This is a genomic window from Trichococcus alkaliphilus (assembly GCF_003008695.1).
Taxonomy (GTDB): Bacteria; Bacillota; Bacilli; order Lactobacillales; family Aerococcaceae; genus Trichococcus; species Trichococcus alkaliphilus.
In genome coordinates, this window is sequence record NZ_PXZT01000020.1 from 1 (window position 1) to 26,109 (window position 26,109).

Consider the following 26,109-nt stretch of genomic DNA (forward strand, 5'->3'; position numbering starts at 1 on the left):
CCCTTATTTCAACAGATAGAATGTCTCATCAACACCATTTGACAGAGAGCCCTTTTTTTATAACGTGTTATTTTATTAAAGGTGCTCTTTTTGACTACGCTTGTTGCGCTGCAATCAATTGTTCCAGTTCATTCAGACGTTCCTCGAACACTTTCATAGCATCCTCGATATAAGCGGACTGGGTCATATCCACGCCTGCTTTTTTCATCACTTCAATCGGATAGTCGCTGTTTCCTGCTTTCAGATAGGAAAGGTACTTCTCCAGCGCGCCTTCTTCACCCTCCACGATGCGTTTTGCCAATGCCGTTGCAGCCGAAAAGCCGGTAGCGTATTGGTATACGTAATAATTATAGTAGAAATGCGGGATGCGGGTCCATTCGATGCCGATCTCAGGATCCTTTTCGACTGTCGGACCATAATATTTGGCATTCAGTTCTGCATAATAGGAAGTCATGAAATCTTGCGTCAACGGCACACCTGCCAAGGCTTGCTGATGGATGTAGTGCTCGAATTCAGCAAATTGGGTTTGGCGGAAAATCGTCCCTTTGAAGCCGTCCAGGTAATGATTCAAAATATAGATGCGGACCTTTGGATCGGTTTGGGTCTTCAGCAAATAATCAGTCAAAATATTTTCATTCGTCGTCGAAGCGATTTCGGCCAGGAAGATCGAATAATCGCCGTACACATAAGGCTGATTTTTTCTCGTCAGGTAGCTGTGCACACTGTGACCCAATTCATGGACCAAGGTATACAGTTGATTCAATGAATCTTGCCAATTCATCAGGATATACGGATTCGTGTCATATGCGCCGGAAGAGTAAGCTCCGCTGCGTTTGCCTTCATTCTCAAGCCAGTCGATCCAGCGGTTGCCGAATGCTTCCTTGAGTATAGACAGATAATCTTCTCCAAGCGGCTGAAGACCTTTCAAGGTTTCTTCCGTCGCCGCCTCGATGCTGTATTTGATCGGAGCTTCCCCCGTCAACGGCGTATACATATCGTACATATGCAACTCCTCTACACCCAACAACTCCTTACGCAAGTCCACATAGCGATGCAGCAAAGGCAGATGTTCGTTGACTACATCCAGCAACGTATCATAAACCGATTCCGGAATGTGATTGTTCGCCAGCGCCGCTGCCCGGGCGGATTCATATTTATGCACTTTGGCTTTGTAATTGTGCGCCTTCACGTTCGTGGACAAGGTGGTCGCAAACGTATTTTTTAGACCCTCATACGTTTGGTAGAGCGCTTTGAAAGCTCCTTCGCGCACTTCCCGATCCGGACTTTCCATCAATTTACCATACAGACCGTGAGTCAGTTGGACATCTTGGCCCTCTTCGTTCTTCACTGTCGGGAATGTGATGTCTGCGTTATTGAGAACCGAGAAAGTTTTGCTTGGCGCAGCAAAAATTTCCCCAGCCCCCGCCAACAGCTCTTCTTCTCTGGCGGACAGGACATGCTCACGAGCAGAGGTTAGGCTATCCAACAGATGCGCATACGGCTGCAGCTTTTCGTTTTCTGCCAAGTATTTCTCCAGCTCGTCCTCCGGAATCTCCAATATTTCCGGTTCGAACCAAGAAGTCGCTTCACTGACGCTCGTCAAGATCGAAATGGCTTTGTCGTGCAGATTTTGGTAAAGGTTATCTGCGGTATCCTGATCATTCTTCAGATGGGAGTAAACATAGACCCGTTCCAATTTCTGGTTAATCTTGAGGACTTCTTCAATCCCTTTCAGCAAAGATTGACTGCTTGAGCCGATGGATCCTTGCAAGGCCTTCACGAACGGCACTGCACCCGCTAATTCGTCCAACGCTTTCTCGAAAGCTTCATCTGTCGCAAAGATCGCTGTCAAATCCCATGTGGAAGTCTCCGGGACATCCGCTCTCTTCAGTCGTTTTTGTGTGTTTGTCATGCGGTTTCCCCCTCTAATTTCTCAATAGTATAATTTTATCATACCTTGGGACCGAAAGGATACTGGCAAGAATATACAGCTTCTAACCCAAGCAAGAATGATGACCATCCGTTTTTCCTTCCAACGGTGCGGACAGCAGGACCCATTCTTCCCTGCCGATGGCTGCGGCATGCCCATCCTCGACCAGTCGCATCATGAATTGGAGCAACGGTTCCCATAAATTCGCCTCATCAGTTTCCTTCGACGTCCTTGTCCGGATCATGTTCATGCGTATGCATTTTGACAGCCAACCAAGCAACTGCTTTTTTGTGAGAGGTGTTGTCGTTTCCGGATCGCTGAAATCCCGGAGAAGATAGTACCGCCAAATGTAGGCCGGTGTGCGGATGCCTAATGTTCGGCAAGGCAATTCGAACAGGAATGCCGGCAAATGATAAAGGTCCTTCCGATCGAGATAGACCGCCAACAGAAATTTCCGGTGCTCCGGGTCGGTGCGGTACCGCAACAGATTGATATCCTTCGCCTGCATATGCTTTCGTGGGACATTTTTTTCGTAAGCTTTAGGCATCAAATCGTCGCAACCGGGTAAGCAACCTTTTCTGTAAAGACTTTCTAAAGTAGCAACTTTAAGGTCATCCACCGGAATCGCCGTCTTCACAAAATGAAAACGATCATCACTCCCCAACTTGAGGTGGTGATAGATGGCTATTTCTTCTGTCTGGGTATCCAAAATACCGATCCAACTTCCAAGTTCGATGGAATGCTTCAAGAATTGATAGACAGACTGCGTCATTTTGATGCTACCTGGTTGATAATTCATCCCGCAAATCCACCATACTTCGTAGCCGAATCGTTTGTATCCCCTGGTCCGTTCCAACAGATCTGCAGGCGAAATCGGACTGCATTGGTACTCCAAGGCGATTTTCTTTCCATCTGCAAGAACTAGCAGGAGATCCGGACGCTGCTGCAATTCCGGCAGCCAACACTCCAACATGATTTCAAACCCTTCACTTTTGAATTTCTCCAAAAGCAACTGCTTCCCTTTCAGGTGGGGAAGCGTTTCGCCTTCCGAAAAAACGGCGCAATTCGAATGTTGGTGGTGTGCAAAATGCGCAACCATGATGTTTCCATTTTTCAGCACCAGCTTCCCCTTGCAGGCCGGGCAATAATACTCCTCACCATTCTTGTCTTTTTGTTTTGAGGCTTGGTAAGCTTGAACCAGTTCCCCATTAGCATTTCTAGCGATCAACATAAGCAGCCGCCCTTTCTGTCTCTTTCCCATAATATCCGCGAATGGACAAGAAAAAATCCGACCCTTTTCGGGGTCGGATCAGATTAGTTATTTAAAGTAGTGTCTGGCTGATTCCAATGCATTGTCTTGGATGACCAACTTGCCGTATTCGCCTAATATCTCAACAGCGATATCAGATTCCTCCGCAAATTCCAAGGCCTTCAAAATTTCATTGTCGATATTCGTTTCCGTCATCTCATCGATGAAGTAGACAACCGTCAAATAATATTGATTATCATAATAGTAAAGCGAAGATACGCCGCTCTCCAAAAACATCCGTTTCGCCAGCTCCAAGAAGTCATCAAAACTCTGGAATTTAAATACGACTTCCAAAGGTGCCATATCATCTTCTTCAGATTCAGCATCCGTTTTGTCGCGTGCGTTGAAACTCTTTGTCTGTTTTTTGATGTAATCCACTACATGCTCCAATTGATTGGAGCCATTCGCCATGTCGAAGTCGTCTTCATTATTCATCCCTTTACTGATGAATAACTCTAACCCATTCCCATTAGGCAGCACTTGGAAAGTAATTGCATCTGATTCATGAAATTGATTATCAACATCGACTTCCTCGAGGATGCTGTAGAAAAAGCTCTCGATTTGCTTTTGATTTCCTAATAAATCCAGAAAGGTGATGCCTCTTTCCTCTAAATCAGAATTCTCAATCAAAACGCGAATTGTGTTTTCGTTGATGTTTTCCATTTCCATCATGCTTCACCCCACTTTTCTTTCCCTATTTTTCTTATACCCATTGTAAATCAAATCGCAAAAATGTAAAGACAAAAGCACAAAATCTTTCAACTTCTCATTTGTTTTCTCATCTGAGCGTTGCTTTCCTGTCAAAATACTAAAGTTTAGTGGTCAAAAAAGACAAGTACAGCCGTTTGTCCGGTGCACTTGTCTGCCATATCCTGTTTAATTGCTGTTGACTAGAAGTTTGCCAATCTCTGCGCTTTTTGTAATTCCAGCGCACGGACTTCCCTCGGCAAGAAACGACGGATTTCGTCTTCGTTGTATCCCACTTGCAAACGCTTCTCGTCCAGAATAATCGGACGTCGCAACAGGCCGGGATTATCCTCGATCAAAGTGAATAATGTATTTAAAGGTAATTCGTCTAAGTCGATGTTCAGTTCTTGGAATGCTTTGGATCGAGTGGAAATAATTTCCTCAGTGCCTTCTTCAGTCATTTTCAGGATGCTTTTTATTTCAATTTCTGTCAAAGGTTCGGAGAATATATTCCTTTCAGTATAAGGGATGTTATTGTCTTCTAGCCATGCACGTGCCTTACGACATGAGGTACAACTTGGGGAAGTATATAATGTTACCATCTCTGATCTCTCCTTTATTCGTAAGTTTTATTTGTGAACCACTTACAACTATTATTATAAACCAATCCAAGCACAATAGCTATCCTTTTTTTAAGGGCTCTGCAAATTTCTGTCACATTTACGACACATTCGCACTTTTTAATAGTCAGTAAATAGTTTGTGAAAACCTTATTTAACGGCGTTTTCGCCTTACATATCTCAATTCCGAAATTTTTCAATTTATAATAAATATCGTTTGATAATTATTTTTTTCCGAATTAAGCCTAAATTTTAAAAACGCTTCCATTCTCTCTGCTATCATCCGATTTTGTGCACCAGAATTAAATCGTGAATACAAACCTGATTTGCGTTATAATGAAAAGTGACGTACTTAAACTAGGAGGCTTTCTATGAAAAAGAAAATATTTTCCGGCGTTCAGCCCAGCGGTATCCCGACAATCGGGAACTATATCGGAGCGATGAAACAATTCGTGCAGCGTCAAGAAGAGTATGACTGCACCTACTGCATCGTAAACCAGCATGCGATAACTGTTCCACAAGATCCCGCCACTTTGACCGAACGGACACGTGGTTTGGCGGCTCTTTATTTAGCGCTGGGAATCGATCCTAACAAATCGACCATCTTCATCCAATCCGAAGTCCCTGCCCATGCTCAAGCTGCGTGGATCGTCCAATGCAACACTTACCTGGGCGAATTGGAGAGAATGACCCAATTCAAAGATAAATCATCCAAACAAGAGACGGTTTCGGCCGGATTGCTGACCTACCCTCCTTTGATGGTAGCGGATATCGTCCTCTACAATACGGATTTCGTCCCTGTCGGCGAAGATCAGAAGCAACACATGGAATTGACAAGGGACTTTGTGCAGCGTTTCAACAACAAGTATGGAAAAGGCAAAAAAATCCTCTCCATGCCCGAGCCTATGATTCCAGAAGACGGCGGCCGGATCATGAGCATACAAGACCCTACAAGTAAAATGAGCAAATCCGACAAAAATACCAAAGGGTATATCTCTTTGCTGGATGAGCCAACAGTAATCCGCAAAAAAATCAAGAGTGCCGTCACCGACTCAAGCGGCATCATTGAATACGACAAAGAAAACAAGCCTGGCATCTCTAACTTATTGACGATTTTCTCAGCCTTTACCGATCGCTCGATCGATGACTTGGTCAACGAATTCGCCGGCTCGGGCTACGGTAATTTCAAAGAAAAATTAGCCGATGCCATCATCGCTGAATTGGAACCGATGCAGAATCGCTATTACGAATTATTGAGTTCCAAAGAATTGGATGACATTTTGGATGCAGGCGCAAAACAAGCGAATGCAATTGCCTCTGAAACATTGAAACGCATGGAAACAGCAATCGGCCTCCACAGATAGACAATAAAAGCTGAACGAGTTGGTTTAGCCCTGAAAGAAATTTAGGAAATCATACCGTATGAGCATCGTAGAGCGCAATAGGTATGATTTATCTAATTTCCGAAGGGCTAACTCGTGAAGCTGGACAAGAAATGCTGAACGGGTTCGATCAGCCATAAAGATGTAAAAGAGAAGCTCCGCTATTTGCGGGGCTTCTCTTTCTTTATCAGTACAATTCTTCAAGCAATTCTTCCGCTGTCACATTGCCGAAATATTTTTTGATGTCAAGTTCATTCAATTTAGCCAGGATATCCTCTTTGGCATATTTGACCCCGATAAAAGCATCCTCAACATCTTTGATTTCTCCCAGTCCAAAGAAATCTCCAAAAACCTTCAGCTGTTGGATATGACCGTCCTCCACGTTCATGCGAACTTCAATGGACCCGATCGGAAAACGATGATGTTTTTGGATCTCGAATTTAGGTGATTTGCCGTAATTCCAATCCCAGTTGCCGAAATACTCTTCGCGGATTTCATATACGCGTTTCCAATCATCATCGGTCAAATGGTACTCTTTTACTTCTTCACGCGTTTCGACATCAAAAATCGACAACAGCATCAAATCTCGGAATTCTTCCGTAGTCAGGTTTTGATAAGCCTCATCAACAAAAGGTTTGATGTTGGTCACGCGGCTGCGGATCGACTTGATGCCTTTCGATTCGATTTTCTCTTTGCGTGGTTTCAATGCACCGGTTACGGCATCCAGATCAGAGTCGAATAGGATCGTCCCATGGGCGGTCATCCTTCCGTTTGTCGCATACATGGCATTCCCCGAGAATTTTTTCTCTCCGATTACCAAATCGTTTCTGCCTTTTAATTCAGCTTCCTTTACGCCTACGCTATGCAAAAAGGAAATGACCGGCTTTGTGAATTTTCCGAAATCGCGGAAAGAATCACCGTCATCCTTCGTGATGAAGCAGAAAGAGAAGTTCCCCAGATCGTGGTATACCGCGCCGCCACCGGACATACGGCGGACGATGTGTATCTTATTCGCTTCGACATAATCCGCATTGATTTCTTCGATCGTATTCTGGTTGCGGCCGATGATGATCGACGGCTCATTGATATAGAACAATAGGATCGGCTCGTCCAAGATTTTTTCCTTCAATAAAAATGTCTCCAAGGCAATGTTTACGCTGGGATCCAACTGTCCTTGATTATCCACAAAATACATAAGTTTTTCCTCTCCCATTCTTCATTCGATTTGTTTTTTCGTACTGTTTCGCTTCGTTCTGGTTGATGGACGCGATCAGATTGTGATGATCCGGTCCTTTTCGGCAAGCGTGACGGACACGGACGGTGCAGCCTCTTTCGCTTGATCCAGCAGCACGGAAAGCTCGCCTTTTTGAGGCAAATGCGTCAGGATCAGCTGTTTGACTGCTGCCTCTTCGGCTATCGCCCCGACTTCGCCTGCAGTCATATGCGCATGGTGACGCTCATTGCCATTGAACAAGTTCGCATCAGCCAAGAACAGGTCAGCAGCCTTCACAAAGGGCACAAATGCCTCCAAATAGGCCGAATCCGCACCGAAAACGAAGACTTTCCCAGTGGCGATCTCTTCGATCCGCAACGCATAGCACGGAACCGGATGGATGGTTTTTAAAAATTGGATCCGGAATGGCCCCAATCCCAATGTTTCCTCTGGCTCATAGGCAATCCCTTCACTCACTCCCGTCATCGCCAACAAGCGAAAGAATTCCGATTCAGTATGACCGTATATCGGCAGTATTTTTTTTGACTTGCCTGCTGCAGGCTCTTTAAGCTGAAAAGTATATTGCAGGACACCCAAATCCGCAATATGGTCCGCGTGATAGTGCGTCAGGATCACCGCATCCAAATCCAACGGGTCCAGATGATGCTCCAGCGACAACAAAGCGTTGCTGCCGACGTCGATCAATAATCTGAAATCATCGGATGTCAGCAGATAAGCTGTCGTACCGACATCTTTTGTGGGATAGCCGCCCATGCAGCCCAAAATAGTCAATTCCATTAAACGTCCTCCAATCCAATATCTGATAAGCAAAGAATCCTATCCAGATTATATCATGCCTCTAGCCATCCTCAACGGTAAACTCTTTCACGGCAACGAAAAGAAACAGTTTTAACACGAAAAAGAAACAGTTTTATATCATTGGATTCATTATAGCACCAAACAAAAACAAACACTATATGAAATTAAAAACAGTCCGCCATTATCTGTAAACACACAGATCGGCTGACTGTTCCATTATGCATTCGGAGTGTCATTATTTTCCATTTTTTTCATGTAGCGGATTGCCTCATGGGCTAAGCGTTTGCCCTCAATGACGGCATTTTCCATGCCATAACCAGTGATTCCGTTCCCCCCGACAAAAACGCCTCTTTTTGCATACTCTTGACAGACTGGATAGCTTGCATCCAGCATCTCTTGCCGTTGCTGCAGACTGAAATGGGGCACAGCCTTTTCCCAGCGATAAAAAGTGGACTGCAAAGGTTCCTCGCTCAGAGCCAAAATTTCCTTCACTTCATTTTTGATGATATCCATCACAAGATCATCGGCTAATTCTATCAATGTTTCTTCAAGACGTCTGCCGAATTCCACAAGCACGTAATAATAGTCCGCTTGTTTAAACAGCGGCCATTTGTTGTTCAAAACGACAACCTTCGTGCTATGGAAGGAACTTCTTCGCGGAATCACAAACCCTTGCCCTTCAGGCATATTTTTGACCGATTTTTTATTTATTTTGAAGAAAACTGTACCGACACTCGTACTTTGGGCCTTCGGAAAAGAAATTTCACTAGAGAAGCCCTCCAAAAACCCAAGGGATTCCTGGGGGTTTGTTGTGACGACAACACTACCTGCCCGCATGGATTCGCGTCCGTTCAATTCAATCAACAGAAGGTCTTCTGACACAGTGCTCAACGACTTCACTTTCTGATTCAGGTATAGATGGCCTTCTGTATGTTGGGCCAGACGTTTAGTTAAAGTTGCTAAACCTTCCTTGAAGCTATACTCCTGGCCGGACCCATCGGCATAGCGCATCAGCTGCTCTTTTTTGTGCTTGCCGATATGCGCCTTCCCGTAGATGGTCACCAAATTTTCATCGAATAATTTTATCGGCATCAGTTCCATGGAGCCATAGACGTTATCCGGATAGTAGGGCTCAGCCATGTAATCGACCACTTCCCGACCCAAACGGAACTCCAAAAAGTTGTCGGTTGAATATTCCGGGTTCTCATGCAGGCTTTTGGACAGAAAAATGCCGTTCATGAATGCCCGCAGCTTTGCATCCAAGGTCAGTCCATTGGCCTGCCAAATATCGTTAAGAAAAAGGGGCATGCCGTGGTAGGTTGGCATAACATCATCAATGACTGCATTTCCATCGAACAACACCAGTTTGCCCCCAGTGCTGAATTGTTTTTCATTTTCCAAGCCCAATTCCTGCAGAAAACCAGAAATATCCGTCCGTCTCGAATCGAAAGCCGTTGCTCCTACATCAATCGCATACCCGTCCATATCGATCGTGTGGATCATGCCGCCGACAGAGGATCGATCCTCCAGAACGACATATTCAAACGGGAGGTTTTGTTCCCGGATGGCTTTATCGATTTCATAAGCGGCCGTCAATCCTCTCAACCCGCCGCCGATGATCGCGATACGTCTTTTCATCTTCTCCATCCTGCCATCCCCTCCTCACTCTTTCTTGATACCCACTTTATCATTATCTATATCTTACTCTATCCATCAACGAAAATATGTGGATACTTTTCGACAGATATTCATACTGCTCTTGTTTTTATACGTTTTCGCGGATCTGTTTGACTGTATCGGCATCCAAACGTTTGACTAATTCCGTGACCAATTTGACTGCATTCAGATAGTCGTCTTCATGGATCATGGACGTGTGCGAATGCAGATAACGTACCGGCACCGTGATTGCAAAGGAGGGAATGCCATCCAAGCTCTGATGCTGGGCACCGGCATCCGTGCCGCCGCCCGTTATGACTGTGTACTGGAATGGAATTTCACATTCTTCGGCAACGGCGACGATGAAGTCGCGCAAGCCACGATGCGGGATCATCGACGCATCATAAATCAATAATTGTGGCCCTTTTCCTAATTCGGAATCCGCTTCTTGAGGCGTCATTCCCGGGGTATCCCCTGCCGTACCTGTGTCCAAGGCGAACGCGATGTCCGGACGGATCATGTGCGTGGCCGTCTTCGCGCCGCGCAGACCTACTTCCTCCTGGACATTCCCGCCGCTGAAAATCACATTCGGGTGCCCGGCTTTGGCGACATTTTCCAACACTTTGAGCGCCACAGCCAATCCGATGCGGTTATCCCAAGCTTTTGCCAAAAGGAATTTGGAATCGTTCATGCGTTTGAAGGAAATGTAAGGCGTAATCATATCACCGGGCTTAATGCCCCATTCCGCTACCTGTTCTTTCGAAGAAGCGCCGATGTCGATGAACATATCTTTGATTTCATATGGCTTTTTGCGCGCTTCCGGTGTGAGAACATGCGGCGGTTTGCAGCCGATGACCCCGTGGCAGCGTTCGCCTTTTGAGTTGGTGATTTCCACTTGCTGCGCCAGCATAACCTGATTCCACCAGCCCCCCAAAGTTTGGAATTTGATGAAGCCTTTTTCGGTTATGCTCGTGACCATGAACCCCACTTCATCCAAGTGCCCCGCCAACAAAATGGTCGGCCCCTCTTCCGTGCCTGTGTGTTTGGCAAAAAGACCGCCCAATCCGTCCTGTGAAAAACTTTCGGCGAAAGGTTCGGCATAGCCCCTAAAGACTTCGCGGACCTCCCCTTCGTTGCCCGGAACGCCTCTAGCATCCGTCAAATCGATCAGCATCTGTAATTCTTTCTCTTCCAAAATGATACCCCCATTGATTTAATGACATAATATAAGTATAGCATTTACTCTAAGAAAAACAAAAAAATCGCCGCACTCCCAGTCAAAGACCGGGGAGGCAACGATTCAAAAATTATTTAGCTAATGCAGCTTTAGCTTGTTCAGCTACTGCAGTGAAAGCTGCAGCGTCTGTAACAGCCAAGTCAGCCAACATTTTGCGGTTCATTTCGATACCAGCAAGTTTCAAGCCGTGGATCAAAGTGCTGTAGCTCATGCCGTTGATGCGAGCAGCCGCGTTGATACGAGTGACCCATAATCTACGGAAGTCACGTTTCTTTTGACGACGGTCTCTGTAAGCATAAGTATAAGATTTCATTACTTGTTCTTTAGCTGTTTTGAATAATGTATGTTTTGAACCGTAATAACCTTTAGATAATTTAATAATCTTTTTGCGGCGTTTACGGGTTACTGTCCCACCTTTTACACGTGGCATAGTGATTTCCTCCTTATTAGAACCAAAGTTCTATCTCGTATTGTTGTTTAGAATTATTTCATTTGTGATAATTGTTGGCTGATGCGTTTCATATCAGATGCGCTGACCATTGAAGCCTGACGCAATTGACGTCTTTGTTTCTTCGTTTTTCCGTGGAATCTATGGCTTGTAAAAGCGCTCCAACGTTTTAGTCCGCCGTTACCAGTTCTTTTGAAACGTTTAGCTGATCCACGGTGAGTTTTTTGTTTTGGCATTTGTCTTTCCTCCTAAATTAAGTTACAAATTTATTTATCGGCTTTGGGCGCCAACATCAAGAACATGCTTCTTCCGTCCATTTTAGGATGAGATTCAATCGTCGAAACGTCAGTAAGCTCAGATGCAAGGCGATCAAGGACCCTTTGTCCGATCTCTTTGTGGGTGATTGCACGTCCTTTGAATCGGATGGATGCTTTCACTTTGTCACCTTTTTCTAAGAATTTGCGAGCATTCCGCAATTTCGTTTGAAAATCATTTTCGTCGATGGAAGGACTCAAGCGTACTTCTTTTAGGCTTACCACTTTTTGGTTTTTACGGGCTTCACGTTCACGTTTTTGTTGATCGAAACGGAACTTGCCGTAATCCATAATACGGGCAACGGGCGGGTTTGCATTTGGCGATACCAAAACTAAATCTAAATTTGCTGCTTCTGCAATCTGCAATGCATCACTTTTCGATTTGACTCCTAGTTGCTCGCCGTCACTACCGATAATGCGTAGCTCGCGGGCACGGATGCCGTCGTTAACCATCATATCTTTTGCTATGGTCGTTCACCTCCATGATATTTGAGAGAAAGAACGCAGAAAAAAGTCGGCGGGTCATAATAACCCGCCGACAATACTCGCATTGCTGCAAGTTACTTGTACATATCTGGCCCAGGGACGCAATTGTCCACTTAGGCGAGAAGCGGGTGCTTCTGCTTAATTTCTCAACTTTTATAGTATACCTTGTTGAAATGAAAACGTCAAGAACATTTCAACAAAAATCTTCATTTTCAACATACGTTCAGTCATTCAGGATTCCGGTACGTATTTCCAGATTTCTTCGAGATCATTCGCTGGCAATTCCGCCACCAATTCGTTAACCGTTTTGTCCCATTCCGGAACGACATACTCCGGATTCAGTTCCTGCAGCGGCAACAGCACAAAGGAGCGTTCCTGCATCCTCGGATGCGGCACGGTCAGGCGTTCTTCTTCAATAATTTCAGCTCCATACAAAACAACGTCGACATCCAAGGTGCGCGGGCCGAATCGGATGGTCCGTACCCTGCCGAGCTCCTGCTCGATGCTTTGGCATCTGTCCAACAAGTCCAATGGCAGCAGATCCGTTTCCGCTTCGAACACAAGGTTCAGGAAATCCGGTTGGTCGAGGTAGCCGACGGGTTTCGATTCATAAATGGATGATACTCGTTTCACTTCCACATCCGCCAAAGACCGGAAGAGCTCCAAAGCTTTTTCGAGATGGGCTGCGCGCGGTTCCAGATTCGTGCCTAAGGCGATGTACACGATAGGCATGCGCTTAGCTCCCTTCCCTTTCGCGGTAGATTTCAACCGCAACCGAATCATAATGGCCGACGATCGGAGGATCCGGTTTGATCACTTTCACTTGGCAAGCCTGCAGCCCATCGAAGCGCGCAAACAAAGCGATGGCGATATGTTCCGCCAAAGCTTCGATCAGGTTGAAGCTTTCCCCCTCTACTACCGCTTTGACGGCCTTGAAAGCATGTCCGTAATGGATCGAATCCTCCATTTTGTCGCTGTAGCCGGCTTTTTTTGTATCGGTGTGCAGCACAACATCTACGTTGAAGCGTTGTCCCAACACCTTTTCTTCCGCATTCAATCCATGAAAGGCATAGAACTGCAGATTATTCAAATAGATTTTATCCAATAGGGCTCTCTCCTTTTTTCAACATGATATCCATCATCCGTGCCATTTCCGCATTGGCCTTCACATTGTGTACGCGGAACAGCTGGGCGCCGTTCACGATGCCCAAAGCAGTCGTTGCGGCTGTCCCCAGATCGCGCTCCTTGAAAGGGAGATCCCCCAGAGCCGTTCCGATGAACCGTTTCCGGGACGTTCCCAAGAGCACTGGGTAACCAAGATCCACAAATCGCTTCAGATGATGGACTACATTCAGATTGTCTTCATAGGTTTTTCCGAATCCGCAGCCGGGATCCAGTATGATGTTTTCCCTTTTGACGCCTGCGGACACTGCGATCCGCACACTCTCCGTCAGATCAGCCAGCATATCTTCGATCAAAAAGGCATAATCCGGCTTTTCCCGATTGTGCATCAAAATGATTGGTACATCAAATGCCGCCGCCACCACTGCAATCTCGGGATCATACTTGCAGCCCCAAATATCGTTTATGATATCGATGCCCGCTTCACAAGCCGCGCGGGCAACCGCCGACTTGTAGGTGTCGATCGAAAGCGGCACATCGACTGCCTTTTTGAGTGCTTCAATGATTGGTACCACTCGGGCAATTTCCTCTTCATCAGAGATCTGGGTGTGGCCAGGACGGGTGGATTCTCCGCCGATGTCGATGATGTCGGCGCCATCCGCAACCATTTCGATAGCGTGGACGACAGCTTTTTCGACCGTGTTCCACTCCCCGCCGTCGGAAAACGAATCGGGCGTCACATTCAGTATCCCCATGATGTAGCTGCGCTGCGACAGGTCATATATTTTTGTCTTTGTCGTTAATTTCAAAATCCATTCTCCTCATCAGCGTGTAATTTGTCTACAGTTTGATCAATTCCAACACTTCGCTTCTGGATTTGAATGATTGTTTGAATGCGCCACGGACTGCGGATGTCACAGTTTTGCTGCCCGGCTTTTTCACGCCCCGCATCGTCATGCACATATGCTCGGCTTCCAAAACCACCATGACTCCCTGCGGTTGCAGATGCTCCATCAGGATATCCGCAACCGTCGTCGTGATCCGTTCCTGGATCTGCGGCTTTTTGCTGACCTCATCCAGGATACGAGCCAGCTTGCTCAAACCGATCACCTGTCCATCCTTCGGCATATAAGCGATATGGCCTACCCCGAAAAACGGAACCAGATGATGTTCGCAAGTGGAATAAAAAGGAATGTCCTTCACTAATACAATTTCGTCGGTGTCTTCATGGAAGACCACCTTAGCGTGATCGGCAGGGTCTTTCTCGACACCGGAAAAAATTTCCGCATACATGCGCGCCACCCGCTTTGGTGTATCCTGCAATCCTGAGCGGTTCGGATCTTCCCCGATCGCCTCCAAAATCATTTGAACGGCGGTTTCTATTTTTTCTAAATCCATTTTTATCCTCCTAAACGCTCATTCCCCGGCCAACGCCGCAAGAGTGATGTCAGCGACTGCTTTAGCCGCTACCAATAGAGCTTTTTCATTTATGTCGAATTTCGGGTGATGATTATTGAAAACTTCTGCCTGGTTCGGACGGGCGCCGACATTCAGGAAAGCGCCGGGGATCTTCAGCAGATACTGTCCGAAATCCTCCGCTCCAGTGTTGGCCGAAGTTGCGATGACCTGCTTCAAGTACGACCCGACACCATTTTTTTCCAGAACAGCGGCTGCTTTCTCGGTCTCTTTCGGATGATTGTACAAAGGCGGGTAATCGGAGTTGTAGTCGATTTCCACTTTCACGTCGTACATCTCCTCAAGACCGCGGCCGATCCGGTGGAAATGTTCCTCGATGACCTTTCCCACCTCAAGATCCATGTAACGGGCATCCCCGCGCAGAATCAGGCTGTCCTTGATGACATTGCTGCTGCCGACCGCTTCGAAGGAGCCGATCGTCACGACAGCCATGTCATAAGGATTGATGCGCCGGGAAACGATGGTCTGCAGATTCATCACGAAGCTCGAAGCCGCCACGATTGTATCGTTGGAGCGGTGCGGCTGTGAACCATGCCCGCCCGTCCCTTGGATCGTGACTTTGATGTCGCTGCAGCCTGCATAAGCGTAGCCGCTAGTGTAAAAGACGGTGCCGACTTCATAATCCGGATAGAAATGGATACCGTAGATTTCATCGACATCATCAAGCAAGCCGGATTCCATGATGCTCTTGGCACCTGCCGGGGCCATTTCTTCGGCATGCTGATGCACGATTTTGACGGTCCCTTCCCATTGGTCCCGCAGACGGATCAGACAATCTGCCAAGACCATCAGATAGGCGGTATGTCCGTCATGTCCGCAGGCGTGCATGACGCCTGGATTTTTGGATGCGAACAGCAGGCCGGTCTGTTCCTCGATTTGGAGCGCATCGAAATCCGCCCGCAGCGCGATGGTGCGGCCTGGGCGTTTCCCGTTGATCGTGACGACGATACCATAGCCGTTCCCGACGTTCGTCTGCACATCAACCGGTTTATCTTCATAGAAACGGGCGATGAACGCAGCCGTTTCCTTCTCGTCGAATGACAGTTCAGGATGCTCATGGAAATGACGGCGCAAAGCGATCATGTCATCTTCGCGGCCATCCAGCATTTTCATCAATTCATCTCTTAACATAAACCCTTCATCCCCTATCAAGCAAAATATATAAGAAAATGAAGGCCCTGAACACAAACTGCCATGTTCCGGGCCTTCATCAAGCTAACAGAATCAAAGCTACATCACTGAAACTTATTGTATCATGATTTGCTCAGAAAGATGTGGATTTGATAAGATTATTTGAAGTTTTTGATTTCAGATTGAACCTCAGCCAAGAAATCATCCATGCTGAAAGTAACCATTTCTTTCGAGCCATAACGGCGGACAGTTACGGTTCCGTTCAGCAATTCCTGATCGCCGATTACCAATTGGTAAGGTATTTTTTGAGTCTGGGAAGCACGGATTTTGTAACCCATCTTCTCGTTGCGGTCATCGACTTCGACGCGCATACCCAACTGTTCCATTACGGCTTTCAGTTCATATGCTTGATCGGCATGCAGATCAAGGTTGACAGGGATGATTGTTGCTTGGACAGGAGCCAACCATACCGGGAATGCGCCTTTATACTCTTCGATCAGATACGCCACAAAACGCTCCATTGTGGAGATGACGCCACGGTGGATGACGACCGGACGGTGGTTATTTTCGCCGTCTTCGCCGACATAAGTCAGGTCAAAACGCTCAGGCAACAGGAAGTCCAATTGGATAGTGGACATCGTTTCTTCCAAACCCATCGCTGTCTTGAACTGCACATCCAATTTAGGGCCGTAGAAAGCAGCTTCGCCGATTGCTTCGAAGTATTCCAAACCGAATTCGTCCATCGCTTCCTTCAGCATCGCTTCCGCGCGATTCCACATATCGTCGTCATCGAAGTATTTCACTTTGTCTTCAGGGTCGCGGTAGCTCAGACGGAAACGGTAATCGCTGATCTGGAAGTCGGCGTAAACATCCATGACCAACTGCAACACTCGTTTGAACTCGTCCTTGATCTGATCCGGACGGACAAATGCGTGGGCATCATTCAGAGTCATTTCGCGTACGCGTTGCAGACCGGACAAAGCCCCGCTCTTTTCGTAACGGTGCATCATGCCCAATTCGGCGATGCGGATCGGCAACTCGCGGTAGCTGTGGATGTCGTTCTTGTAGACCATCATGTGGTGCGGACAGTTCATCGGACGCAACACCAGCATTTCGCCATCGCCCATATCCATCGGCGGGAACATGTCCTCATGGTAGTGGTCCCAGTGGCCGGAAGTTTTGTACAATTCCACGTTCGCCATGATCGGTGTGTAGACGTGCTGGTAACCCAGGCTCACTTCTTTGTCGACGATGTAACGCTCAAGCGTACGACGGATCGTTGCGCCTTTCGGCAACCAGAAAGGCAGGCCGGAGCCGACTTCAGGAGCGATCATGAACAGATCCAGTTCTTTGCCTAATTTGCGGTGATCGCGCTCTTTTGCTTCTTCGCGCATCTTGATGAATTCAGCTAAGGCTTTCTTGTCGAAGAAGGCTGTTCCGTAGACACGTTGCATCATTTTGTTGTTCGAGTTTCCTCTCCAGTAGGCACCCGCCAACGACAGCAATTTGAAGACTTGGATTTTGCCGGTTGCCGGCACGTGAACGCCGCGGCAAAGGTCCGTGAAGTCATCTTGCGTATAGACAGTGATGATGTCAACTTCAGGCAATGCTGTGATCAATTCGACTTTGTATGGGTCATTTGCGAAGATTTCCAACGCTTCCGCACGGCTGACTTCACGTCTGACGATCGGATAATTCGCCTTCACTATGTTCATCATTTCCGCTTCGACTTTCGACAAGTCCTCTTCGGCAAGCTGCACTTCCATATCGGTATCATAGTAGAACCCCGTTTCGATCGCTGGACCGACACCGAAATGGATTTCAGGGAACAGGCGCGTCAAGGCATGCGCCATCAAGTGGGCAGTCGAGTGACGCAGGACACCCAATCCGTCTGCGTGATCCGGTGTCACGATTTCAAGTGAACCATCCGTCTCCAACTGGCGTGTGAAGTCGACCAATTCCCCGTTGAATTTTCCGGCCAAAGCCTTTTTAGCCAGGCTGTTGCTGATGCTTTTTGCTACTTCTTCCACTGTGACGCCGGCTTCGAATACTTTTACGGCGCCATCAGGAAAAGTGATTTTGATTTCTGACATGCTGATTCCTCCAATTAATTAAGTTCTGTGCGTTCGGTGATGACAAAAAGGCAATAAAAAAAGCCCATCCCCAGCTTGTGCCGGAAATGGGACGTGTCTACGTGGTTCCACCCAAATTCAAAGAGTGCGACAGGCATCCGCTTAAGATTCTGTCTCATCCTTACTTGAACGCGATAACGAGCGTACCGTTTCCCCCTACTGCATGTTCAGGGAATCTCTCGAAAGGGGTCGATACATGATTGATTAGGATGTTCCACCAAGCCATCCCTCGCTAAAAATCAGTTCATCCATCGGTGTCTTTCTCATCGATTTGTCTTTCATTTCATCTGTAGTCCATTTAAACACAAAAAATAATTGTTTTCAAGTTTAATATAAGAAAAGCTGAACGTCAGCCTATTGCTCGAAACGACGGTTCTTCCCGATCAGAGGAATCTCGCGCGATAAGAAGCGGATCCGCTCCATCAGACGTTTTGCCTTCATCGGCTCGTCATCGCCCCGGTTGCCCATGCGTAAATGCTCCTCCAACTGTTGCATCGTAAAGTTGGAACTGAAGAATGTCGGCAAGTCTTCCTGCATACGGTACTGGAGGATGACGCCGAGCACTTCATCGCGGATCCATGTGGAATTGGCTTCTGCTCCGATATCGTCCAACATCAGAATCTCTGCTTTCTTCACGGCATCAATCTTTTCGTTGACCGTGTTGCTCTGGATTGCCTGCTTCATCTCCATCGTGAAGGTCGGATAATGCATCAATGTTGTCAGATGGCCGCCCATCGCCAATTCATGCGCAATCGCACCCAGCAGATAGGATTTCCCTACCCCGAATGGACCATAGAAATAAAGCGCTTGGTGATGCACTTTCGGATTACCATTGAATGAATCAATGAAATTCAACGATTCCAGAATGGCCGGCATCCGCTCGTTTGATTGGACAAACCGATCCAATGTCGCCGTGCGGACATCCTTCGGCATCGACATTGAATGGACGCGGCTCCGCAATTCTTTTTCTTTTTCCCTCGCCATCGTCTCATCGGTCGGTGTATAGACGACATCTATGTAACCGGCATTCAATACAAGGTTCGGCTCATAACCGGGGTTCTGTGATTCTTTCCCAACACGTATCTTCTCTTTTTCCTGCACATATTCGTGCAATTTGGAATAACTTCTCTCGACGATTTCCCGCGTCAGGCGCTCTTCGTGTTTCTGGAAGAACGCCTGGACATCGGCATCCTTCATGATTGTGTCGATCATGCCTTTGTAGCGTTGGCTGATTTCGGGATTATTCATATATTTGTAAAATGCTCTTCCGATATGATCCATCACTCATCCCCTGCCTTTCCGCTACTTTTTAATTTTTTGATGCGTTCATTCAATTTTTGTTGTGCTTCCGGCGTCAGCGGTGTTTCCACAACCGCTTTGTGTTCCTCTTTAGCCCAATCCGGCAAGTTTTCTTTCTTGCGCGCCACCGTTTTCCCGTAATTCTTTGCGGTTGTTCGGCTGGCTGCCCGCTTCTCAGCTTTCGCTTTCATCTCGCCGGCGAATTGTTTCGCTTTCGCCAACGCTTTTTCGGGCGAATCGACGCCGTCCTGCAGCCAATCGTTTGCGATGGCTTCCACATAGGCCTTGGAAAGATGCGGATTGTTGAGGATGACCAACACATAGTGCGTCAATACGTTGAGCACACTCGGTTTGAAATCAGCCTTTTCCATCAGCGTGCGCAGCAATTGCGTCTCCGAGGCGGTCACGATGCCGCCTTTCTGCTTTTTGATGCTCGTCAAAAATTGGTGCGGCGTCAATTGTTCGCACGCCTTGATGAACGAGATCTCTTCACTGGAAAAGCGTGCCTGGATCAATTTTTGTTCCCGGCCTTTTTCAGTATCTTTAGCCAGTTGGATGCTCTGGGTGACCTTGTCCTTAACTTCCAAACGAGTGCTGTGTCTCTGTTCATAGGCATCGGATACAATTTTTTTGAGAGCTTCTCCATCTACTTTACCCGATTCGATATCTGCGGCCTCCAGAATGAATTGAGCCATCTGCAGTTCGTCGCAACCATACAGCGTGTAGAGGATAGTGATCGTGTGCTCCAATTCCTTTGTGATGGAATCACGTTTGACGAATTGTTTGTTCAACAACTGTCGGAAAAACGAGAAGTCAAACCCATCGTTCTCGATCACGGGCAGACTTGCCGCGTTATCACCCAACAACGTATTATCGTTCTGCCTCATCCGCGCTTGCTCCGTAAAGGCGCTTTCCGAGAACGAAAAAACATCCAAAAAGGACTTGGTGATGTTTTCCGCATTTTTTACGTCGCGGACTTGTCGGCTGAACCGCTGCTGCAACTCGCGGTATTTCCGTTCCCCGACTTTTTCATACAACAGCAACCCCATCAGGTCATCACTGAAAAAAGCATGACTGGACAGCGGCTGCTGCAATTCGTATAGGTACTGCTTCTCAGGCTCGTTTACCAGAAATGTCTTCAGCAAACCGATCCCTTCCAATTTCACGCGCGCTTGATAGAACTCTTGGATTCCGCTGTTCGATAAAGCCAATAATTCGGTGTGAAGCAACCCCTTACTCCAATAGCTCTCCTGCGGAATCTCCGCAAGCAGCGTCAAATAGAGGCTGAATGCTTGCGGCCCGATGATGGGCTGATACAATTGCGTCAGGATTTTGCGGTCCACATCGGAAATCAAGTTCGTCTGGCTTGCTCTGAAAGGATCCTTAGGACTTATATTTTGCCATGGATAGCTCATTGTTCATTGTCTTCCTTTCCGGGGGCTGCCTCGTTGGGAGGAGCATCGGATGGTTGGATGTCTGAAGATTCAGCAGCCGCTTGTTCGGCTTTTTTCTTCTCCATGTTCTTCAATTCATCAAGGAAAGTTTTCCGGTCCGAAAATTGGCGGTATACACTTGCGAAACGGATATAGGCGACGTCGTCTATTTTGGACAACTTATCCATGACGTATTCCCCGATGACGATGCTGGATACTTCATTTTCTCCAAGCGCTCGGATTTCGGCTTCCACATCATTGACGACAGTCTCCAGTTGTTCGAGGGCGATCGGCCGTTTTTCGCAGGAGCGGATCAATCCCCGCAACAACTTTTCACGGCTGAATTCTTCGCGTGCGCCATTTTTTTTGATGACAAGCAACGGCGTTTGCTCGATCCTTTCGAATGTAGTGAAGCGGAAATGGCATTGTTCGCATTCGCGACGGCGACGGATGGCTTTCCCGTCATCAGCCGGACGACTATCGACAACACGCGATCCGTGATAGTGACATTTTGGGCATTGCATCGGCTTTCCCCCTTTTCTTTCCTTTATTATCACTTCATTATAACATACTTGTGGCTCAAAAACCTTGAAAAGATGGTCTTTCCGGGACCATCAGGCTAGGCGGAAAGATGTCCGCGCAGCCATTCGTTGACTTGTTTTTCGGTTTCTTCGATCGTCCCGGAATTGTCGATGACAAAGTCCGCCAGCGCTTTTTTCTTTTCGATCGAAAGCTGACTTTGCATCCTTCGGGTGGCTTCATCCGCATCCAAATGATTGCGGCTCATCAGCCTTTGCAATTGCAGTCCTTCCGGAACATAGACGACCATCACAGCATCGCAGCTGTCCTCATATCCGCCTTCGTACAGCAATGGGATATCCAGCACGATCAGTTCGTGCCCTTCCGAAATATAACGTTCCTTTTCTGCCTGAATCCAATGATTGATACGCTCCTTCAGCAACGCATCCAGTTCTGCCCGCTTCTCCCTGTCCGAAAAGATCAGCGCTCCCAAGCGTTTGCGATCCAGCGTGCCATCAGGCAGCAGGTAGGCTTCCCCGAAATGTTCGATGATGTCCGCTAACCCCGGCGCACCCGGAAGAACGACAGCCCTTGCTCCCAAGTCCGCATCGACAACCGGAATGCCCGCAGACAAAAACAGCTTCGCTACAGTCGATTTCCCTGTAGCGATGCTTCCTGTAAGTCCCAATATATAACTCATGCTTGTTTATTTCGCCCCTTTGTACGCAATATCAGTGATGTCAGCTGCCTTCGAACGCGTCTTTGGCAGTTGTTGACAATGCGGACAATAATGCGTTCCTCTCTGTGCAACCCTTATTTTTTCAATCGGATGGCCGCAGTTCGGACAAGGCTGTCCGGTCTGGCCGTAAACGGCAAGGGAGACTTGGAATTTACCTGCCTCCCCCAACGTGTTTTTGTAGGTCCGGATAGTCGACCCTCCGGCTTCCACTGATCTGCTGATCACATCGATGATGGCTTCGTGCAGTCTTTTGGCTGCAGCCGGTCCGATTGTGTCGGCGGCTTGCAGCGGATGGATCTTGGCTTGGAAAAGCGACTCATCCGCATAGATATTTCCGACGCCGGCAACAATGTTCTGGTCGAGGATGACCGCTTTGATTGCACGATGCGACTTGGCAAGATCCTTTTTGAATTTGCTCAATTTGAAGAAATCCGCGGTCGGCTCCGGCCCCATCTTTTTGAAAGGCTCATATTCATCCCGCTTTTCGATCGGCAACAGCGTGAATTTACCGAACTTGCGTACGTCAAGGTAACGCAGTTGGCGGCCATCGGCGAGATAAAAAATGACATGGGTATGCTTCTTGATCGGTTCACCGGATTCGCTCACCTCATATTTGCCTTCCATCCGCAAATGGGAAATCATCGCCCAGTGGTCCAACAAGAAGATCAGATACTTGCCGCGGCGTTCGATAGTGTGGATCTGTTCCCCCCGCAGGACCGTCTTGAACCGTTCCGTGGAGAAAGGCGGCGTGATCATACGATCCCAAAAGACGGCTACATCTATAATGACGGCTCCTCCGACAAGGCTGATGAGTCCCTTACGGATGGTTTCTACTTCTGGCAATTCCGGCATAAGCAGCCCCCTTTCTTTTATCGGTTTTTTCCTTGTTTATTTTGCTTCATACCAGCTGTCGCCGAAGTTACTGTCCACTTTAAGCGGCACAGCCAAGGAGACGGCATGCTCCATGATTTCCGGCACCAATTTTTCCAACACCGGAATTTCTTCTTCAGGGCATTCGAAGATCAGTTCATCGTGAACCTGCAACAGCATGTTCGCTTGAAGGCCTTTTTCTTTAAGGACTTTATCCATCCGGACCATCGCTACTTTGATGATATCGGCGGCAGTGCCTTGGATCGGCGAATTGATGGCAGTCCGTTCCGCAAAGGAGCGCAGATTGAAGTTGCGGTTATGGATGTCTGGCAGATAGCGGCGTCTGTGGAATAAGGTTTCCACATAACCGTTCTCCTTCGCCTCTTTGACGATGTCCTCCATAAATTGCTTAACACCTGGATATTTTTCGAAATAACGGTCAATGAATTCCTGAGCGGCTTTTCGGGTAATGTTCAGGTTTTGGGACAAACCATAGTCGCTGATTCCGTAAACAACCCCAAAATTGACAGCCTTAGCTTGTCGGCGCAGGTTGGCGGTGACGTCTTCCGGATTCTCTATGCCAAACACGCGCATCGCGGTCGAGGTATGGATATCCTGCCCTTCCAGGAAGGCTTCCTGCAGATGTTCATCCCCGGAAATATGCGCCAATACACGCAATTCGATCTGTGAGTAGTCGGAAGCGAACAGCTTCCAGCCTGCTTGTTGAGGAACGAAGGCTTGTCTGATTTTCCGGCCTTCCTCCATCCGGATCGGGATGTTCTGCAGGTTCGGATCGACGGAACTCAAACGGCCAGTCTGCGTCAACGTCTGTTGATAACGGGTATGGATCTTGCCGGTTTCCGGTTTGATGAATTTCAGGAGTCCTTCCACGTAGGTCGATTGCAGTTTTGCCAACTGTCGGTAATTCAGGATGTGCTCCACTATCGGCGCTTGCGCCTGTAGTTTTTCCAGCACATCGACCGCTGTCGAATAGCCCGTTTTCGTCTTTTTGATGGCGGGCAGTCCCATCTTCTCGAACAGGATGACACCCAGCTGCTTCGGTGAATTGATGTTGAACTCTTCCCCCGCTTCGGCATAGATGGTCTTCTCGATTTCCAGCAAACGACCGGCAAATTCCTCTTTCATGGTCAAAAGACGCTGTGGCTCCACTTTTATCCCTTGGATTTCCATGTTCGCCAACACAAACGACAATGGCAGCTCCATTTCATAATACAGGTCTTTTTGTACGTTGCTTTCCAGCTCAGTGTTCAATTGGGCAAACAGCGCTTGGATCGCTTTCACTTTGCGCGCCAAATGATCGTGCAGCACTGCGTCCTCGGGAACTGCCGTTTTAGCGCCTTTCCCGTAGATGGCCTCATCAAAGGAGACATCGTTGTAGCCATATTCCTGAGCGACTTGCGCAAGGTCTTTGCTGTTGTCCTTTGCATTCAGGATGTAGGAAGCCAACAGGATATCAAAATCGATGCCTGCCAGCGCGATGCCGGCATAATGCAGCATGACCATCGTCCGTTTGCCGTCGTACACAATTTTGTTGGCTTCGGCGTTCTCAGCCCATTCCTTGAAAGCGGCACTTGCCGCCACGGTTTCCAATGAAGCGGTATAAATCTTCTCATCCGTTCCCCAGCTGACTGCAAGGATTTTCCCGTCGTGGTAGTTGTCTTCAAGCATCTCCACATACAGGGCCATCCGGTCCGTAAAATGCTCGGGACGGATTTCGGTCAAGACTTCGAAGTGGATGTCCTCGAAGGATTCCGAGCGGTCTTCCGAAGCCACGCCCAGTTTATCAAGGAAACCATTGAAATCCATTTCGCGATAGAAGTCGGTCAGCTTGTCGATCTGTTTGCCTTCAACCGCAAGTTCATCGAGCTTCAATGTCACGGGCGAGTCCAGATCAATCGTAGCCAGCGTTTTGCTCATGAATGCATTTGCTTTGTCATTGATGAGATTTTCTTTCATCTTGCTTTTCTTCAGTTCATCGACATGCTCGTAAAGGTTTTCGATGGAGCCGTATTCGGTAAGAAGTTTCAAAGCGGTCTTCTCGCCGACTTTGGTGACGCCCGGATAATTATCCGAAGAGTCCCCCATCAGACCTTTCATGTCGATGATCTGTTTCGGTTCAATGCCGTATTCTTCACGGATGACGTCCGGGGTGTAGGATTTCAACTCCGACACGCCTTTGACGGTGATGTCGACCCGGATATTATCTGTCGTCAATTGGATCATATCCTTATCACCAGAAATGATGACGACATCATAGCCGGCCTGATCGGCCATCCGCGAGTAGGTTCCGATGATGTCATCAGCTTCATAATTGACCAATTCATAAGTTTTGCCGCCGAAAGCATGGACCAAGACGCCGAAATAAGGCCACTGTTCTGACAACTCCGACGGCATGCTGGCGCGCCCACCTTTGTAATCATCATAAAGGGCATTACGGAAAGTCGTTTTCCCTGAATCGAATGCCACCAACAGATGCGTAGGCTCTTCTGTCTGGAATATGCGTTCCAATATATTATTGAAGGCGTAGAGCGCGTTCGTATGCAATCCGTTCTTGTTGCGGAACCCATCCAGATTCGGCAATCCGAAAAAGGATCTGAAAGCCACACTGCTGCCATCCACCAATAGTAATTTTTTCTTTTTATCAGTCATTTGGTTACATCCTAACTCTGCTTATTCTGAATCGTCTTCTGTCATGGATACGGAATCCGCTCCCGAATCGATAGCTTCCTCGACTTCAGTTCGCTCGTTCATGATCACGTTCTCTTCCTCATCAAAAATCAACTTGCGAGGCGTCTCTACGATCAATTCAGCATCCAACACACGTTCATTTTCCATATTCGTTCCGACCACACTGATCGTCACTTGCTCACGGCGTTCATCCACGCGCTCCACTTCAAAATTGAACGTGATCGTGCTGTTGTGGTAGATCGGTTCAATCACATTCAAAGAAACGTCCACAATATGTGAACCCGGACCCGGTAAATGTTTGGAAACGTTGCTCGTCAAAATCCCCACCAACAAAACGGTAGGCACAATCGGTTTATGGAACCGAGTCGTCTGCGAATAATCATGTTGAATATAGAGCGGGTTCCCGTCATTCGTCAATCCAAGATATAGCAAAATATCTTTGTCTTCGATGATTTCCGTGACGGTCAGCGAATCCCCCTCTTGAATTTCATCAATCGATTTTCCAAGCTTTATATCTTTCAGACCCATTTTCACTTTTCCTTTCTTTGAACACATATATGTCTATCATATCAAAAACG

The 26,109-nt window shown here is 47.5% G+C and carries 25 protein-coding genes and 1 other annotated feature; of the genes, 1 reads left to right on the forward strand and 24 read right to left on the reverse strand.

Annotated elements, in window-relative coordinates; translation table 11 throughout:
* Positions 1–94: 94 nt before the first annotated feature.
* From pepF to spxA, 4 genes are all read right to left on the reverse strand, one after another.
* Positions 95–1,912, reverse strand: coding sequence for an oligoendopeptidase F (gene pepF / locus C7R73_RS12695; RefSeq protein WP_106450861.1), 1,818 nt, complete (start codon positions 1,910–1,912; stop codon positions 95–97).
* Positions 1,913–1,994: 82 nt separating this feature from the next.
* Positions 1,995–3,161: a competence protein CoiA gene (locus C7R73_RS12700; protein ID WP_161525950.1), complete on the reverse strand. Its 1,167-nt coding sequence runs from the start codon at positions 3,159–3,161 to the stop codon at positions 1,995–1,997.
* A gap of 87 nt (positions 3,162–3,248) precedes the next feature.
* The gene (locus tag C7R73_RS12705; protein WP_234402605.1) at positions 3,249–3,911 is read right to left on the reverse strand and encodes an adaptor protein MecA; all 663 of its coding nucleotides are present in this window, start codon (positions 3,909–3,911) and stop codon (positions 3,249–3,251) included.
* A 218-nt stretch (positions 3,912–4,129) separates the two neighbouring features.
* The gene (gene spxA / locus C7R73_RS12710; protein ID WP_086985466.1) at positions 4,130–4,528 is read right to left on the reverse strand and encodes a transcriptional regulator SpxA; all 399 of its coding nucleotides are present in this window, start codon (positions 4,526–4,528) and stop codon (positions 4,130–4,132) included.
* A 389-nt stretch (positions 4,529–4,917) separates the two neighbouring features.
* On the opposite strand from spxA, the gene trpS reads away from it, so the two are divergent.
* The gene (trpS, locus tag C7R73_RS12715; RefSeq protein WP_106450863.1) at positions 4,918–5,910 is read left to right on the forward strand and encodes a tryptophan--tRNA ligase; all 993 of its coding nucleotides are present in this window, start codon (positions 4,918–4,920) and stop codon (positions 5,908–5,910) included.
* Positions 5,911–6,115: 205 nt separating this feature from the next.
* Here the strand turns inward: trpS and C7R73_RS12725 are convergent, their stop codons facing one another.
* The 20 genes from C7R73_RS12725 to C7R73_RS12820 all read right to left on the reverse strand — a co-directional run bounded on the left by C7R73_RS12725 (position 6,116) and on the right by C7R73_RS12820 (position 26,059).
* Positions 6,116–7,123 carry a lipoate--protein ligase gene (locus C7R73_RS12725; protein WP_106450865.1) on the reverse strand — a complete coding sequence of 336 codons (1,008 nt, stop codon included), beginning with the start codon at positions 7,121–7,123 and terminating at the stop codon, positions 6,116–6,118.
* A gap of 75 nt (positions 7,124–7,198) precedes the next feature.
* A complete protein-coding gene (locus C7R73_RS12730) occupies positions 7,199–7,939 on the reverse strand; it encodes an MBL fold metallo-hydrolase (RefSeq protein WP_106450866.1) in 741 nt (246 codons plus the stop codon).
* A gap of 237 nt (positions 7,940–8,176) precedes the next feature.
* Positions 8,177–9,607, reverse strand: a complete 1,431-nt coding sequence (hemG, locus tag C7R73_RS12735; protein WP_106450867.1) for a protoporphyrinogen oxidase — start codon at positions 9,605–9,607, stop codon at positions 8,177–8,179.
* 118 nt (positions 9,608–9,725) lie between these two features.
* Positions 9,726–10,811, reverse strand: coding sequence for a M42 family metallopeptidase (locus C7R73_RS12740; protein WP_106450868.1), 1,086 nt, complete (start codon positions 10,809–10,811; stop codon positions 9,726–9,728).
* Between the two features lie 112 nt (positions 10,812–10,923).
* On the reverse strand, positions 10,924–11,283 hold the full coding sequence (gene rplT, locus C7R73_RS12745) for a 50S ribosomal protein L20 (RefSeq protein ID WP_086628381.1): 360 nt from the start codon (positions 11,281–11,283) through the stop codon (positions 10,924–10,926).
* Positions 11,284–11,336: 53 nt separating this feature from the next.
* Entirely contained in the window at positions 11,337–11,537 is a 201-nt protein-coding gene (gene rpmI / locus C7R73_RS12750) for a 50S ribosomal protein L35 (protein WP_086628382.1), read from the reverse strand.
* 30 nt (positions 11,538–11,567) lie between these two features.
* Entirely contained in the window at positions 11,568–12,071 is a 504-nt protein-coding gene (infC, locus tag C7R73_RS12755) for a translation initiation factor IF-3 (protein WP_086943421.1), read from the reverse strand.
* A gap of 44 nt (positions 12,072–12,115) precedes the next feature.
* Positions 12,116–12,247: a sequence feature (ribosomal protein L20 leader region), on the reverse strand.
* An 85-nt stretch (positions 12,248–12,332) separates the two neighbouring features.
* Positions 12,333–12,833, reverse strand: a complete 501-nt coding sequence (folK, locus tag C7R73_RS12760) for a 2-amino-4-hydroxy-6-hydroxymethyldihydropteridine diphosphokinase (protein ID WP_106450869.1) — start codon at positions 12,831–12,833, stop codon at positions 12,333–12,335.
* Between the two features lie 4 nt (positions 12,834–12,837).
* Positions 12,838–13,206 (reverse strand): dihydroneopterin aldolase, encoded by a 369-nt coding sequence (folB, locus tag C7R73_RS12765; protein WP_106450870.1) that lies wholly within the window; start codon positions 13,204–13,206, stop codon positions 12,838–12,840.
* Positions 13,199–14,032: a dihydropteroate synthase gene (gene folP / locus C7R73_RS12770; RefSeq protein ID WP_239992641.1), complete on the reverse strand. Its 834-nt coding sequence runs from the start codon at positions 14,030–14,032 to the stop codon at positions 13,199–13,201. Before folP ends, folB begins: the two co-directional genes overlap by 8 nt.
* 31 nt (positions 14,033–14,063) lie before the next feature.
* Complete coding sequence (gene folE / locus C7R73_RS12775) at positions 14,064–14,621, reverse strand: GTP cyclohydrolase I FolE (RefSeq protein ID WP_106450871.1); 558 nt, start codon at positions 14,619–14,621, stop codon at positions 14,064–14,066.
* 18 nt (positions 14,622–14,639) lie between these two features.
* Positions 14,640–15,830 (reverse strand): amidohydrolase, encoded by a 1,191-nt coding sequence (locus C7R73_RS12780; protein ID WP_106450872.1) that lies wholly within the window; start codon positions 15,828–15,830, stop codon positions 14,640–14,642.
* Between the two features lie 158 nt (positions 15,831–15,988).
* The gene (gene thrS, locus C7R73_RS12785) at positions 15,989–17,923 is read right to left on the reverse strand and encodes a threonine--tRNA ligase (protein WP_106450873.1); all 1,935 of its coding nucleotides are present in this window, start codon (positions 17,921–17,923) and stop codon (positions 15,989–15,991) included.
* 393 nt (positions 17,924–18,316) lie between these two features.
* Positions 18,317–19,243 (reverse strand): primosomal protein DnaI, encoded by a 927-nt coding sequence (dnaI, locus tag C7R73_RS12790; RefSeq protein WP_106450874.1) that lies wholly within the window; start codon positions 19,241–19,243, stop codon positions 18,317–18,319.
* On the reverse strand, positions 19,243–20,676 hold the full coding sequence (locus tag C7R73_RS12795) for a replication initiation and membrane attachment family protein (protein WP_106450875.1): 1,434 nt from the start codon (positions 20,674–20,676) through the stop codon (positions 19,243–19,245). The genes dnaI and C7R73_RS12795 overlap by 1 nt, the downstream gene beginning before the upstream one ends.
* A complete protein-coding gene (gene nrdR / locus C7R73_RS12800) occupies positions 20,673–21,218 on the reverse strand; it encodes a transcriptional regulator NrdR (protein ID WP_106450876.1) in 546 nt (181 codons plus the stop codon). Before nrdR ends, C7R73_RS12795 begins: the two co-directional genes overlap by 4 nt.
* Before the next feature lie 95 nt (positions 21,219–21,313).
* The gene (gene coaE, locus C7R73_RS12805; protein WP_106450877.1) at positions 21,314–21,913 is read right to left on the reverse strand and encodes a dephospho-CoA kinase; all 600 of its coding nucleotides are present in this window, start codon (positions 21,911–21,913) and stop codon (positions 21,314–21,316) included.
* 6 nt (positions 21,914–21,919) lie between these two features.
* Complete coding sequence (mutM, locus tag C7R73_RS12810; protein WP_106450878.1) at positions 21,920–22,804, reverse strand: DNA-formamidopyrimidine glycosylase; 885 nt, start codon at positions 22,802–22,804, stop codon at positions 21,920–21,922.
* A gap of 36 nt (positions 22,805–22,840) precedes the next feature.
* Positions 22,841–25,492, reverse strand: a complete 2,652-nt coding sequence (gene polA, locus C7R73_RS12815) for a DNA polymerase I (RefSeq protein WP_106450879.1) — start codon at positions 25,490–25,492, stop codon at positions 22,841–22,843.
* A 21-nt stretch (positions 25,493–25,513) separates the two neighbouring features.
* The gene (locus tag C7R73_RS12820) at positions 25,514–26,059 is read right to left on the reverse strand and encodes a MaoC/PaaZ C-terminal domain-containing protein (protein ID WP_106450880.1); all 546 of its coding nucleotides are present in this window, start codon (positions 26,057–26,059) and stop codon (positions 25,514–25,516) included.
* Positions 26,060–26,109 lie beyond the last annotated feature (50 nt).

Excerpts from the sequence above, each read along its gene's own strand:
- coaE (WP_106450877.1), bottom strand. The coding sequence starts at position 21,913 with ATGAGTTATATATTGGGACTTACAGGAAGCATCGCTACAGGGAAATCG.
- C7R73_RS12725 (WP_106450865.1), bottom strand. The coding sequence starts at position 7,123 with ATGTATTTTGTGGATAATCAAGGACAGTTGGATCCCAGCGTAAACATT.
- pepF (WP_106450861.1), bottom strand. The coding sequence starts at position 1,912 with ATGACAAACACACAAAAACGACTGAAGAGAGCGGATGTCCCGGAGACT.
- C7R73_RS12700 (WP_161525950.1), bottom strand. The coding sequence starts at position 3,161 with ATGTTGATCGCTAGAAATGCTAATGGGGAACTGGTTCAAGCTTACCAA.
- C7R73_RS12705 (WP_234402605.1), bottom strand. The coding sequence starts at position 3,911 with ATGATGGAAATGGAAAACATCAACGAAAACACAATTCGCGTTTTGATT.
- rplT (WP_086628381.1), bottom strand. The coding sequence starts at position 11,283 with ATGCCACGTGTAAAAGGTGGGACAGTAACCCGTAAACGCCGCAAAAAG.
- nrdR (WP_106450876.1), bottom strand. The coding sequence starts at position 21,218 with ATGCAATGCCCAAAATGTCACTATCACGGATCGCGTGTTGTCGATAGT.
- trpS (WP_106450863.1), top strand. The coding sequence starts at position 4,918 with ATGAAAAAGAAAATATTTTCCGGCGTTCAGCCCAGCGGTATCCCGACA.
- mutM (WP_106450878.1), bottom strand. The coding sequence starts at position 22,804 with ATGCCGGAATTGCCAGAAGTAGAAACCATCCGTAAGGGACTCATCAGC.
- infC (WP_086943421.1), bottom strand. The coding sequence starts at position 12,071 with ATGATGGTTAACGACGGCATCCGTGCCCGCGAGCTACGCATTATCGGT.
- spxA (WP_086985466.1), bottom strand. The coding sequence starts at position 4,528 with ATGGTAACATTATATACTTCCCCAAGTTGTACCTCATGTCGTAAGGCA.
- C7R73_RS12730 (WP_106450866.1), bottom strand. The coding sequence starts at position 7,939 with ATGGAATTGACTATTTTGGGCTGCATGGGCGGCTATCCCACAAAAGAT.
- hemG (WP_106450867.1), bottom strand. The coding sequence starts at position 9,607 with ATGGAGAAGATGAAAAGACGTATCGCGATCATCGGCGGCGGGTTGAGA.
- folE (WP_106450871.1), bottom strand. The coding sequence starts at position 14,621 with ATGGATTTAGAAAAAATAGAAACCGCCGTTCAAATGATTTTGGAGGCG.
- C7R73_RS12795 (WP_106450875.1), bottom strand. The coding sequence starts at position 20,676 with ATGAGCTATCCATGGCAAAATATAAGTCCTAAGGATCCTTTCAGAGCA.
- polA (WP_106450879.1), bottom strand. The coding sequence starts at position 25,492 with ATGACTGATAAAAAGAAAAAATTACTATTGGTGGATGGCAGCAGTGTG.
- C7R73_RS12780 (WP_106450872.1), bottom strand. The coding sequence starts at position 15,830 with ATGTTAAGAGATGAATTGATGAAAATGCTGGATGGCCGCGAAGATGAC.
- C7R73_RS12820 (WP_106450880.1), bottom strand. The coding sequence starts at position 26,059 with ATGGGTCTGAAAGATATAAAGCTTGGAAAATCGATTGATGAAATTCAA.
- dnaI (WP_106450874.1), bottom strand. The coding sequence starts at position 19,243 with ATGGATCATATCGGAAGAGCATTTTACAAATATATGAATAATCCCGAA.
- thrS (WP_106450873.1), bottom strand. The coding sequence starts at position 17,923 with ATGTCAGAAATCAAAATCACTTTTCCTGATGGCGCCGTAAAAGTATTC.
- rpmI (WP_086628382.1), bottom strand. The coding sequence starts at position 11,537 with ATGCCAAAACAAAAAACTCACCGTGGATCAGCTAAACGTTTCAAAAGA.
- folK (WP_106450869.1), bottom strand. The coding sequence starts at position 12,833 with ATGCCTATCGTGTACATCGCCTTAGGCACGAATCTGGAACCGCGCGCA.